This is a genomic window from Streptomyces sp. NPDC013317 (genome assembly GCF_055563155.1).
This window is the reverse complement of sequence record NZ_JBVHDX010000013.1, coordinates 57,531-69,847: the sequence shown is the minus strand read 5'-3', so window position 1 is coordinate 69,847 and position 12,317 is coordinate 57,531. Positions and strand designations below refer to the sequence as shown.

Sequence of the window (12,317 nt, the reverse complement as noted above, 5' to 3'; positions counted from 1 at the left end):
CGCCAACTGGCGCCCCCCAACACCCCCCCCCCCCCCCCCGCCGCGGGGGGGGGCCCGGGGGGGGGGGCCCCCCCCCCCCCCCCCCCCACCGCCCCGGAGGGTGAAGTCACCGAATTTGACCCCTTGAGGCACCGGCCCGTAACCTTGACCGTCGGCGTGTCGTATGACGCGCCACCCCCCTGAGCACCCTCCTCCCGGGCTTCCGGGAGAGGCCGCTCGTCCACTTCCGGATCGCCGCGGGCTTCGGCCCGCGTGAGCGGCTGGCATCAGGGGACCGTTCCCGAGTGAGAGAGAGATCCGCGTGTACGCCATCGTGCGCAGCGGTGGTCGCCAGCACAAGGTTGCTGTCGGCGACATCGTTGAGGTTGACAAGATTTCCACTGCCAAGGTTGGCGACACCGTAGAGCTCTCTACGCTGCTCGTTGTCGACGGCGATGCCGTGACCAGCGACCCGTGGGTGCTGGCCGGTATCAAGGTCACGGCCGAGGTCGTGGACCACCACAAGGGCGCGAAGATCGACATCCTTCGCTACAAGAACAAGACCGGCTACCGCCGTCGCCAGGGCCACCGCCAGCAGTACACGGCGATCAAGGTCACCGGCATCCCCGCGGCTGCGAAGTAAGGGACTGAGGAGAGATGGCACACAAGAAGGGCGCATCGTCCACCCGGAACGGTCGCGATTCCAATGCTCAGCGGCTCGGCGTGAAGCGCTTCGGCGGTCAGGTCGTCAGCGCCGGTGAGATCCTGATCCGCCAGCGCGGCACCCACTTCCACCCGGGCGCGGGCGTCGGCCGTGGCGGCGACGACACGCTGTTCGCCCTGCAGGCCGGTTCGGTGCAGTTCGGCACCCACCGTGGCCGCAAGGTCGTGAACATCGTTCCGGTCGCCTGATCGGTTCTTTTGCGGAGGCGGACCTCACTTCCCGGCAGGGAAGCGGGTCCGCCTTTCGCGTGTTACTAGATAGACATTCCACCTCGTAGTACCCCCTTGTAACTGGAGGCACAGAACCATGACCACCTTCGTGGACCGCGTCGAGCTGCATGTCGCCGCGGGTAACGGAGGCCACGGCTGCGCCTCCGTACACCGGGAGAAGTTCAAGCCGCTCGGCGGCCCCGACGGCGGCAACGGCGGCCGCGGCGGCGATGTGATCCTGGTCGTCGACCAGGCCGTCACCACACTCCTCGAGTACCACCACTCGCCGCACCGCAAGGCCACCAACGGTCAGCCCGGCGCCGGGGACAACCGTTCCGGCAAGGACGGCCAGGACCTCGTCCTGAACGTGCCCGACGGCACCGTCGTCCTCGACAAGCAGGGCAACGTGCTCGCCGACCTCGTCGGCCAGGGCACCACCTTCATCGCCGGCCAGGGCGGCCGCGGCGGCCTCGGCAACGCGGCGCTGTCCTCCGCGCGCCGCAAGGCCCCCGGCTTCGCGCTCCTCGGCGAGCCCGGCGAGGCGCGGGACATCGTCCTGGAGCTGAAGACCGTCGCCGACGTGGCGCTGGTCGGCTACCCGAGCGCCGGCAAGTCCTCGCTCATCTCCGTGCTGTCGGCCGCCAAGCCGAAGATCGCGGACTACCCCTTCACCACGCTCGTCCCGAACCTGGGCGTCGTCACGGCCGGCTCGACGGTCTACACGATCGCCGATGTGCCGGGCCTGATCCCGGGCGCCAGCCAGGGCCGCGGCCTGGGCCTGGAGTTCCTGCGCCACGTGGAGCGCTGCTCGGTGCTCGTGCACGTCCTGGACACGGCGACGCTGGAGTCCGACCGCGACCCGGTCACCGACCTCGACATCATCGAGGAAGAGCTGAAGCAGTACGGCGGTCTCGAGGACCGCCCGCGCATCGTCGTCCTCAACAAGATCGACATCCCGGACGGCCAGGACCTGGCGGACATGATCCGCCCCGACCTGGAGGAGCGTGGCTACCAGGTCTTCGAGGCGTCGGCCGTGGCGCGTACGGGTCTGAAGGAGCTGTCCTTCGCGCTGGCCGACATCGTCGCCAAGGCGCGTGCGGCCAAGCCGAAGGAGGAGTCGACGCGGATCGTCCTCCGTCCGAAGGCGGTCGACGACGCCGGCTTCACGGTCACCTACGACGAGTCCGAGGACGTCTACCGGGTGCGCGGCGAGAAGCCGGAGCGCTGGGTGCGCCAGACCGACTTCAACAACGACGAGGCCGTCGGCTACCTGGCGGACCGGCTCAACCGCCTGGGCGTCGAGGACGCGCTGATGAAGGCGGGCGCCCGATCGGGCGACGGTGTCGCGATCGGCTCCGAGGACAACGCGGTCGTCTTCGACTGGGAGCCCACGATGATGGCCGGCGCGGAGATGCTCGGCCGTCGTGGCGAGGACCACCGTCTCGAAGCCCCGCGTCCCGCCGCGCAGCGCCGCCGCGACCGCGAGGCGGAGCGGGACGAGGCGCAGCGCGAGTACGACGACTTCAACCCGTTCTAGGGTCTGCCCCCTCCCTCGCGTCACAGACGCTTCGAGCGCCCCACGTGCCACTCCGGCCGTGGGGCGCTCGCGTGGGAGCGGGCGGTCAGGACTCCTGGCTGTCCGCGACGTCCCGGAGGTGGGTGACGACCGGGCGGCCCGACAGGCCGAGGGTGACCACGGCCGCCGGAGCGCCGCCGACCGCCGTCACCGCCGCGGGGGTGCCCACCGTGACGGCGGTCTGCCGGGCGCGCGCCATGGCCGCTCCGCCGTCGCGGACGTCGTACACCAGCGCTTCGCCGCCCCCGGTCGAGGCCGCCATCAGCAGCCCGTCGGCGGTCGGCCTGCGGCCGCCGACCAGACCGACACGGCCGTAGCCCGGCACCACCGGGTTCGCCACGGTCGTCCAGCGACCGGTCCGCCCCGCGGCCAGCCGTTCGACCATCACACGGTCGCTCGTCACCGGGCGGTAGCCGAGCAGGACGGAACCGTCCGCGGCGGTCACCGCGTCCGGAACGTCCCCCGGCCGGGCCACGAAGCGCCGCGACCCCTTGCGCAGTTCGGCGGACGGCTTGCGCTGCGCCCAGTGCTCCACCCAGCCGGGCGCGGCGGCGAACACGTGGATCAGCCCGCCGCCGTCCACCGTCGCGGCGAGACCGTCCTGGACGTACCCGCCGGGCAGCGCCCGCCAGGGCGACCAGTCGCCCCGCTCGTCGAGGACGCGGGTGCTGACTCCCTTGTCCCCGTTCCGTACGAAGACATGGACGCGGCCGTCCGCGCCGGTCACCGCGGTCGGCGGACCCGTCAGGCGGGAGCGCCGCGGGCGGGACTCGGGGTTGCCGAGCCCGACCCAGCTGGAGTCGAAGGGGCCGCCGGCCGTCCGCTGCCGGAGCATGACGATCTCGCGGACGTTGCGGGCGGCGGGTCCCTCCAGCCGGGAGAAGCGCAGGGCGAAGATCAGCTGTCGGCCCTCGGCGTCCCTGGTCACGGAGATCGCGGGCGCCAGCGGCCCCCCGCCGAGGTCCTCCGGCGCGCCCAGGACCCCGGCCGACGTGCCGGTCCAGCGCGCGAGCCGGGTGCCGAGCACGGCGTACACGGTCAGCGAGCCGTCCTCGGAGGCCACGACCTGGGGCCCGGCGTTCGGATAGCGCCGGTGGGTGCTGCGTACCCACCCCTTCTTCGAGACGAGGACGCGGTCGGAGCCGATGGCGTAGTCGCCGCAGCCGGAGGCGTTGCCGCACTCCCAGGAGGGGTCGCCGCCATAGGCGTTCAGGTACTCGGTCTTGAGGGCGACCGTCTCGGGCGGCAGATTGTGCGGCCAGCGCTGGTTGTAATAGCCGCGGTAGGACTCGGTCTGGAACGCGGGCGCCTTGCCGCGGCGCCCCGACGCGTCGGCCCACTCGGCCAGCGCGCGCCAGGTGAAGAGCGCAGTCGCGGTGTGGTCCGGGTGGTCGGAGTAGCCGACCTGGTCGCTGCCGCGCGGGTGCCGCTCGTCGTGGACCTGGGCGTCAGGGTCGGGGTCGAGCGTCCGTATGAGGGTGGGCCGGTAGCGCCGCAGCAGCGAGACGAGGGTGTCCACCAGGTCCTGGCGGCCGTAGGAGAACGCCTTCCGGACCGGGGATTCCGGCGTCGGCTGGGTGGGGAGGCGGACGCCGGGGGTGCCCCACAGGTGGGTCATGTTGACCGCCCGGCCGTGGTCCTTCGCGTGCATCCGTATGTTGAGGAAGACCAGCTCCGCCCGCCGTCCCTGGTGCTCCAGGACGTTGAGCTCGGCCTCCCGGCCCTCGGGCAGCGGAAGGGTGGTCCGCTCCCACGTGGTGAAGAGGGGGGCGCCCAGCATCCGCGCGTACGCCTGCCGCAGGCCCTGCTGGCGTGAGGATATGTACGCGGGTAGGTTCGCGGGCGGGGTGGGTCGGCCGGGGATGGCGTTCACGCCGAAGGAACCGCCGTCCGTGACGTAGACGGAGATCACCGGCACGCCGTTCGACAGCGTGTGGATCACGTCGGGGTTCATGAAGAAGAGGTCGTCGTCCGGGTGGGCCACGATCTGCATGACCCGCGCTCCGCCGGGCTCCGCGAATCCGGTCCGCGGCTCGGCGCCCAGCTGTCTCACCGGCATTCCGGAGCCGCCGCCGCCCGTGTGATCGACGGGGGGAACCCCGGCGGGTGCGGTGGTGCAGCCGCCGACGAGTCCGGCCAGCGTCACGCCGGCCACGGACCCGAGCAGCGTGCGGCGCGACGGCACGAAGTGGTCGAAGGTGCTGCGGCGGCCCATTTTCCCCCTGCTTTCCTGCTGGCGATCCGGCGAGATCGCCACAGGTAAAGAGGGGAAACAGCCATGCAGGTTTCACTTGATCGAGTGATTGCGGTCACATAATGGTCAAATCAGGAGTCAACTTGCCATTGAACTTCGTCCTTGACAGCATGTGCCGCTGACTGTCAGCTGAGAATGGAAGCCGGGATTCGCCGTGAGTGACTCACTGCTGCCCTACGCGGTGGGCGCTGCGAAGCGTGCGCGCCGGGCCGCCGTACGCATGCGCCGTCGGGTAGAGCAGCTGCACACCGTGCCGGCGATCGGCGGGGGGATCCGCCCGAGCGCGCAGCTCAAGCCCGTGCACTTCTCCGTCTCCAGCGGCAGGACCCTGAACGTCGCCGTCGCCGTTCCCGGGCGTCGCCTCGCCTCCGCCGACCTCGTACTCTCGCACGGTACGAGCCGCGAGCGCGTGCCCCTCGAGCTCGAACCGCAGGCCGACGGCACGGTGCTGCTCACCGCGACCGTCCCCCTGCGCCACAAGGACTGCCCGGAGCCCGCCGGTCGCGGACCGGTGCTCGGCAGCGGCATCTGGCGTCTCGCCGTCCTGTTCACGGACGAGGGCGGACAGACCCGCCGCGCGACGATCGCCGCGGCCCCGAGCCGGGACCTCTCCGACGGTCCCACTCTCCCGTTCTCCCCTTCGCCGACGAGCGGCGCGACCTTCCGTCTCGTGCGCTCGGTCGACGGCTTCGCGCTGCTGAAGGTCCGCGCCCCCCGCCCGCACGCCGAACTCACCTCGTTCGACCTGCGCTGGGACCGGGTCACGGTGCACGGACGACTCATCGGTACCGCTCCCGCCAAGGCATCCGCCGCGACGGCGGAGGCGGTGCTGCGGCGAGGCAACCACAAGGCCGTCACCGTCGCTCCCGAGTGGCAGGGCGACCGCTTCACCTTCGACGTTCCTCTGGACAGGATGGGCGCGGGGCGCGGAACGGCCCGGACCTGGGACCTGTACCTGCGGCTCGGCGGCACCCGGCTGAAGATCGCCCGGAAGCTGACCGACGTCCGTCACCTCAAGCAGGTCTACCGGACTCCCTTCCGCATCGTCGCCCTCGACAACGGCTCCCTCATGCGGGTGCACGCCCATGTCACCGCGGCCGGAGCGCTCGCCGTCAACTGCGCAGATGTCATAGCCGCGCACCCCAGCACAGAGGAAGTCGCATGAAGATCACGTTTCTGCTCACCTGGGGCGACGAAATGGGCGGCACCGAGATGGCCGCCTACACCCAGGCGATCCACCTCGCGCCCCGGCACGACGTCGAGGTCCTCAGCGTCTTCAAGACCCGGCAGGAACCCTTCTTCGCGGCCGCCCGCAAGGTCAAGCGGCGCTACCTGGTGGACCGGACCGGCGGCGTCGAGCGCCCCGTGCGCACCTCCACCCTCGACGCCGAGGCCTGCCGCACGCTGACCTCTCTCCCCAGCGAGATCATCAAGCCCTCGTGGGAGAGCACCTTCAACCGGCTCTCCGACATCGAGATGACCCAGGCGCTCGGCTCCCTGGACTCCGACGTCCTCGTCACGACCACGCCGGCCCTCATGGCCGCGGTCGCCGACCTCGCGCCGGCCCGGGTCGTCACCGTCCACCAGGAGCACCGCGCCTCCCAGCTGCGTGGCGTGTCCGGCGAGCCGCTCCTCGTGTACGCGCCCCGGATCGACGCCCTCGTCTCGCTCACCGAGCGCACCAACGACTGGTTCGCGGACTCGCTCGGCGCCGCGGCGCCCGAGCTCGTCGCCATCCCGAACGCGGTGCCCGACGGCTACCGACAGCGCTCCGACCTGGAGAGCAAGACGATCGTCCTGGCTGCCCGGATGACCCCGGAGAAGCAGCTCGACCACGCGATCCACGCCTTCCACCGCGTCTCCGCCGACTTCCCGGACTGGACGCTGCGGATCTTCGGCGACGGCCCCCAGCAGGTGCGGCTGCGCCACCTCGTCGAGGGGCTCGGAATCCACTCGCGGGTGGAGCTCATGGGCCGCTCCGACCAGATGGAGCAGGAGTGGGCCAAGGCCGCGCTCTGCCTGCTGCCCTCGCGCAACGAGGCGTTCCCCCTGGTCCTCCTCGAGGTCTTCGCCGCGGGTGTGCCCGTGATCGCGTACGACATCGTCACCGGCCCCGCCGAGATCATCCGGCACGACGTGGACGGACTGCTCGTCCCGCCGCGCGACATCGACTCCCTGGCCGCGGCCATGTCCAGGCTGATGGAGGACGACGACACCCGCCACGCCTTCGGCAAGGCGGCGCGTGCCGGCGTCAACGAGCGCTTCTCCGGCGAGAAGATCACCGCGCAGTGGGAGGAGCTCTTCGAGCGCCTCGTCGCCCGCCGTGACACTCCCGAGCGCCTCGCCGCGCGGGCCGACCGTACCGCGCTGCGGATCGCGCAGGGCGGTACCAAGAGCTTCAGCGTCGCCGCCCCCGTCTCCCTGCTCGCCAACTCCGCCGACGAGCAGAAGGCGCGCGAGGTACTGATCCAGGCCCAGGACCGGTCCCTGATCCGGTCCGCCGGCCGCCTGGCCGAGGAGCGGGACGACATCGACGCCCCGACGATGGCCAATCTCAACCTGGAGATCACGGCCAAGGCCTTCGAGGACGCCGGGGTCCCCTTCACCCTGGTCCGCAACGACAATCTCGCGCACACCGTCGCCGTCCCGGTCGAGCACCGCGAGAAGGCCCTCCAGGCCCTCGCGACCGTGCTGCACGGCAAGCCCGTGTACGGCGAGCTGATCACGCCGCGCGGTGCCGCCCCCGGCGCCGTCCTGGCCGAGCGGCTCGACACCGTCGGCGAGGTCGCCGGTGTGAAGATCTTCAAGCCGGTGACGAGCGCGAGCCGGACCCTGCGCTACGGGCCGGCGTACGGCTGCACCGTCGAGTTCTGGGACGAGGACGAGGACGGCTGGCGCAACAGCCCGCGCACGACGACGCTCCTCGGCCGCCGACTGCCGTCGCTGGAGCCCACCGCCAAGCTGCAGGTCGGCGGGCACGACTACCCGACGCTGAGCCAGTTCACCAAGCCGCTGATGTGGGACGTCGACTTCCCCATCGACGTGGTCTACACGTGGGTCGACGACACCGACCCGGCGTGGCGCAAGCGCCGTGACGACGTCCGTCGCACGCTGGACATGCCGGTCGACGACGCCGACAGCGGTGACGTCCGCTTCCGTAACCGTGACGAACTGCGGTACTCGCTGCGGTCGCTGCAGATGTTCGCGCCGTGGGTGCGCACCATCTACCTGGTGACGGACGACCAGACGCCCGAGTGGCTGGACGCCGGCCAGCCCGGCATCGAGGTGGTCGCCCACAAGGACATCTTCCCGGACCAGTCCTGGCTCCCGACGTTCAACTCGCACGCCATCGAGAGCCAGCTGCACCGGATCGAGGGGCTCTCCGAGCACTTCCTCTACTTCAACGACGACGTCTTCATCGGCCGTCCGCTCTCCCCGGGCTCGTTCTTCCTGAGCAACGGTGTCGCGAAGCTGTTCCGTTCGCCGACCTCCGTCCCGCCGAGCGAGCGTTCGGACGACGACGAGGGCTACTTCGCCGCGGCGAAGAACAACCGGGCCCTGCTGGAGCAGGCGTTCGGCCGGGTGGCCACCCACGGCTTCCTGCACGCCCCGCATCCGCTGCGCCGCAGCGTGCTGGCCGAGATCGCCGAGCGGTTCCCGGAGGAGGTCTCGGCGACGGCCCGTAACCCGTTCCGGGCCAACTCGGACCTGTCGATCACCTCGTCGCTGCACCACCACTACGGCTACCTCACGGGCAGCTCGGTGCCGTCGGCGATCTCCTGCAGCTACGTCAACGTCGGCAACTACGAGCACCACTCGGTGCTCAGCCGACTGCTCGCCAGCCGGAGCCACGACGTCTTCTGCATCGGCGAGTCCGCGGACGCCGAGGTGCCGGTGGACGAGCAGGACCGCGTGCTGCGGGCCTTCCTGAACGCCTACTTCCCGGTGCGTTCACGCTTCGAGCGCAGCTGACTCCACGCGAAAGAGTGGGGCCTTTCCCCGTCCGGCCGGACGGGGAAAGGCCCCACTGTCGTTCCTGGGCGCGCTACGGCTTCTTCTCGTACGGGCTCGGCACCGGGAAGTACGCCTCCAGGAAGGGCGTGATCAGGTCCTTCTGGTCGGTCACGTCCTGCTCCGTCGACACCGTGTCGTTGACGCAGAAGACGGCCTTGTCACGGCTGGCGAGCAGCCGGCCGAGCCGGGTCTCCGTCCACGGGTGCGTCAGGTCCAGGTACGCGTACGGCAGCTGGGACGGCACCGCGCGCTGCGTGTGGAAGGCGTAGTAGTGGTGCAGCGACGACGAGATGGAGATGTCGTCGATGCTGCGGAACCTGCTCGCCTCGGTACGGCGGTACTCGGCCTCGAACTCGGTCTCGATCTCCGTCAGCACGCTGCGGCGCAGCGCGTGCGGCATGTGCTTCATCTTCTGCACCAGGACCGCGCCGTAACGCTCCTCGATCAGGCGCCGGTTGTTCTTTCCGGCCGCGGCGACCGGCGGGTCGTCGACGGTCCGCTCACCGAGCGGCACCAGGGCCGGGGACGGGAAGAACTTGGTCAGCCCGTTGGAGTGGAAGAAGTCCTGCGGGGTGACCTCGTTGCCCAGCATCACGTCGTCGTTGAAGTAGAGGAAGTGCTCGGAGAGTCCCTCGATGTGGTGAAGCTGGGACTCGATCGCGTGCGAGTTGAACGTCGGCAGCAGGTCGGGGGAGCGGAAGACGTCCTTGTGGCTGACCACCTTCAGGCCGGGGACCTCGCTGTCCAGCCATTCGGGCTGCTGGTCGTCCGTCACCAGGTAGATCGTGCGGACCCACGGCGCGTACATGTGCAGCGAGCGCAGCGAGTAGCGCAGCTCGTCGCGGCTCAGGTAGCGCGCAGCGTTGGCCGCCTCCGCGTGGTACGCCTCGCCCGAGAACTCGGCGCGGCGGCGCAGCCAGGCCGGGTCGGAGCCGTCCACCCAGGTGTAGACGACGTCGATCGGGAAGGTGACCTCGTCGGTGTGGACGACGGCCGTCTCCGCGCGGGCCGGGACCCGGGCCGCGTCGGCCGACTCGCGGGGCGCGAGACTGGTGAAGTACGACTCGGGGACGGTGACGGTCTCGCCGCGCAGCGGCAGGGCGGAGGCGATCTTGCCGGGCCTCGGCGCCACCAGCTCGCCGTCCTCCTCGTGCCAGAACTCCACGTCGCAGCCGTACCGGTCGCCGAGCTTCAGGAGCTGCGTGGGATCGGTGTGGTACCAGGTGAGTCGCAGCACGTCGGCGTCGCGCAGCCGCTGCCAGGTGGCCGCCTCGAAGCCGGGCTGGGAGGTTCCCGAGACGGCGCTGCTCCCGCCGATCGGGGCGACGTAGCCCGGCAGCCGGTGACAGGCGTCGGTGAGCGCGGTGACGACCGCGGCGCGGTCCTCCGCCCGGACGGCCACGGCGGCGGCGGTGTCCGACTGGCTCCGTACGCAGAAGTGCTCGACCCCCGCCCCGGACAAGGCGGCCAGGACGGCGTCCAGGTTCGCGCGGCGGGCCTCCAGCGGGGTGATCCCGGGGGAGACGAGCGCGACCTTCGACTCGCGGCCGACCGTGATCACGGCGCGGTCCTCGGCGGCGGTGAGCGCCTCGTACCGCTTGGCGACCCGGCCGCTGCGCAGCCGCTCGGCGGCGGCGGTGCCGTTCGCGATCCGGATCTTCAGACGTCGGCGGACGTCGGCGTCGACCTGCGCGACGATGGCCTTCCGCACGCGTTCCGGTATGGCTCGGCGGTAGACCCCAAGCAGCCGGGGTGCCTCGGGATTGCGCACTGCGGTCGACTCCTGAACCTGGTCATACGGACATGTGAACGTATCCAGTATGACGGGTGGCGACCTCCCTCCCGGCGGGGCCCGGACGATGCCCCGGGCGAACGCAGCCCGGCGCGCGATCCGTTGGGCGCGCGTCCCGTAGGATCCCCGGTGTGAGTAGCGTCACCCATCCTCAGGTAGCGGGCAAGCTCGGTGTCGTGGTAATCGCACACAATGACGAGGCCCTCGTCGGTGAGGCGATCCGGTCCGTCCTCGACCAGGGACCCGTGGTCGCCGAGGTCGTGGCCGTCGACGACGGATCCAGCGACGGAACGGCGCGGGTCCTGGACGAGCTGGCCGCGCTCCACCCCCGGCTGCGCGTCGTCCACCGCACGGTGAACAGCGGGGGCTGCGGCACCCCGCGCAACGACGGAGTCCGCGCGGTCACCGCTCCCGTGGTGATATTCCTCGACAGCGACGACATCCTCCCCGAGGGGGCGGCCGAGGCGCTGGTCGCGGCCGCCGAGCGCCATCGCGCCCCCGTCGCCGTCGGCGCCTGCGTACGCCGTGAGCTGCCCGAGGGCCGGGACGTGCGCTGGCAGCCCGCGCTCTACCACGAGTCGGCCCTCCTGGAGACGGTGGCGGACCTCACCCCGCTGGTCCACGACACGCTCTGCGTCAACAAGGTGTACGACCGGGCCTTCCTCGCCGAGCACGGCATCAGCTTCCCCGAAGGCCACTGCGTCTACGAGGACTTCCTCTTCACCGCCCGCGTCCTGGCGGCCGCGCCCCGCGTCGCCGTGGTCCCCGACACGGTCTACGTCTGGCACGTGCGCCGCGCCGCCGCCCATCTGTCCATCTCCCTCGACCGGGACGGCGTCACCAACTGGCAGGACAGGATCGCCGCCCACCGCACGGCCGTCGAGACCTTCGAGGCGGCCGGCCGTGCCGAGTTCGCCGCCGCCTGCCGCGCCAAGTTCCTCGAGCACGACCTGCGGCTGTACGCCCGCGAGCTGCGGATGCGCGACGCCGCGTACGTGGGCGAGTGGTGGGCGGCGACCCGTGAGTACCTCAAGGCGTTCGACGAGAGCGACCTCGCCGCGGCGACGGCTCCCGCCCGCTGGATGGCCCGCTTCATCCTGGCCGCCGACGAGCCCAGGGACCTGATCCGGCTGTCCCGGCTCGCCGCCGACCCGGCCCGGCTCCTCCCGCCGTACGCCCGCGCCGGAGGCGCCGCCGTCTGGTCCGACGACCTTCCCTGCGCGGAGCTGGACGGTGTCGACACCCTGCCCCCGGCCGCCCTCCCGCTCGTCGTCGACGCCGATCTGCGCGGTCGCGCCCGCGGTGAGCTGCGGTTCACGGTCCGCGACCTGTACGGCAGGCTGGCCACGGCCGTGCCCCGTACCGCCCAGGTCTCGTTCCTGCCGCGCGGCTCGGACGTGGCCGTCCGTACCGAGCGGGCCGAGCTGCGGGAGGTCGCGGGTGGCTGGACCGGCCGCGTCCCGGCCGGACTCACCGCCCTCGCGCGGGTGGGCCGGAGCCGGGAGGGCGGGGGTACCCAGCTCTGGGACCTGCGGATCGTGGTGAGCTGCGCGGACGGCTCGTCGTTCACCACCGCGCTGCGGCTGCCGGAGGAGCGCCAGCGACGCCGGGTCCTGCCGAGCAGCCGGTACGGTGTACTGCTGGTGCAGCACTACACCACGGCGAACGGCTCGCTCGCGGTGCGGATCGCACCCGGTGTCCGTGACGGGCTCCGGGCTGTCGCGGCAAGGCTCCGCAGGCTCTCCCGCGGTACTTAGCGAAAGGGATTT

At 71.4% G+C, this 12,317-nt stretch carries 8 protein-coding genes; 6 read left to right on the top strand and 2 right to left on the bottom strand.

Translation table 11 applies throughout. From position 1 onward, the window contains the following. The first annotated feature begins 301 nt into the window (after positions 1 to 301). The 3 genes from rplU to obgE all read left to right on the top strand — a co-directional run bounded on the left by rplU (position 302) and on the right by obgE (position 2,449). Positions 302 to 622 (top strand): 50S ribosomal protein L21, encoded by a 321-nt coding sequence (rplU, locus tag ACZ3IJ_RS28715; protein WP_015033583.1) that lies wholly within the window; start codon positions 302 to 304, stop codon positions 620 to 622. A 14-nt stretch (positions 623 to 636) separates the two neighbouring features. Further along, entirely contained in the window at positions 637 to 891 is a 255-nt protein-coding gene (gene rpmA, locus ACZ3IJ_RS28710) for a 50S ribosomal protein L27 (RefSeq protein ID WP_260226291.1), read from the top strand. A gap of 118 nt (positions 892 to 1,009) precedes the next feature. Next, complete coding sequence (obgE, locus tag ACZ3IJ_RS28705; protein WP_467472780.1) at positions 1,010 to 2,449, top strand: GTPase ObgE; 1,440 nt, start codon at positions 1,010 to 1,012, stop codon at positions 2,447 to 2,449. Between the two features lie 85 nt (positions 2,450 to 2,534). On the opposite strand, the gene ACZ3IJ_RS28700 is transcribed toward obgE, so the two are convergent. Then, positions 2,535 to 4,703: a PIG-L family deacetylase gene (locus ACZ3IJ_RS28700; protein WP_467472779.1), complete on the bottom strand. Its 2,169-nt coding sequence runs from the start codon at positions 4,701 to 4,703 to the stop codon at positions 2,535 to 2,537. Between the two features lie 193 nt (positions 4,704 to 4,896). Between ACZ3IJ_RS28700 and ACZ3IJ_RS28695 the strand changes: the two genes are divergently transcribed. Together ACZ3IJ_RS28695 and ACZ3IJ_RS28690 are read left to right on the top strand one after the other, a co-directional pair. Beyond that, positions 4,897 to 5,907 (top strand): hypothetical protein, encoded by a 1,011-nt coding sequence (locus ACZ3IJ_RS28695; RefSeq protein WP_467472777.1) that lies wholly within the window; start codon positions 4,897 to 4,899, stop codon positions 5,905 to 5,907. Continuing rightward, positions 5,904 to 8,714, top strand: coding sequence for a stealth conserved region 3 domain-containing protein (locus ACZ3IJ_RS28690; RefSeq protein WP_467472774.1), 2,811 nt, complete (start codon positions 5,904 to 5,906; stop codon positions 8,712 to 8,714). The genes ACZ3IJ_RS28695 and ACZ3IJ_RS28690 overlap by 4 nt, the downstream gene beginning before the upstream one ends. A gap of 73 nt (positions 8,715 to 8,787) precedes the next feature. Here the strand turns inward: ACZ3IJ_RS28690 and ACZ3IJ_RS28685 are convergent, their stop codons facing one another. After that, positions 8,788 to 10,527, bottom strand: coding sequence for a stealth family protein (locus ACZ3IJ_RS28685; RefSeq protein ID WP_467472771.1), 1,740 nt, complete (start codon positions 10,525 to 10,527; stop codon positions 8,788 to 8,790). Positions 10,528 to 10,724: 197 nt separating this feature from the next. Here ACZ3IJ_RS28685 and ACZ3IJ_RS28680 point away from each other — a divergent pair, with 197 nt between their 5' ends. Continuing rightward, positions 10,725 to 12,305: a glycosyltransferase family 2 protein gene (locus ACZ3IJ_RS28680; RefSeq protein WP_467472769.1), complete on the top strand. Its 1,581-nt coding sequence runs from the start codon at positions 10,725 to 10,727 to the stop codon at positions 12,303 to 12,305. Positions 12,306 to 12,317 lie beyond the last annotated feature (12 nt).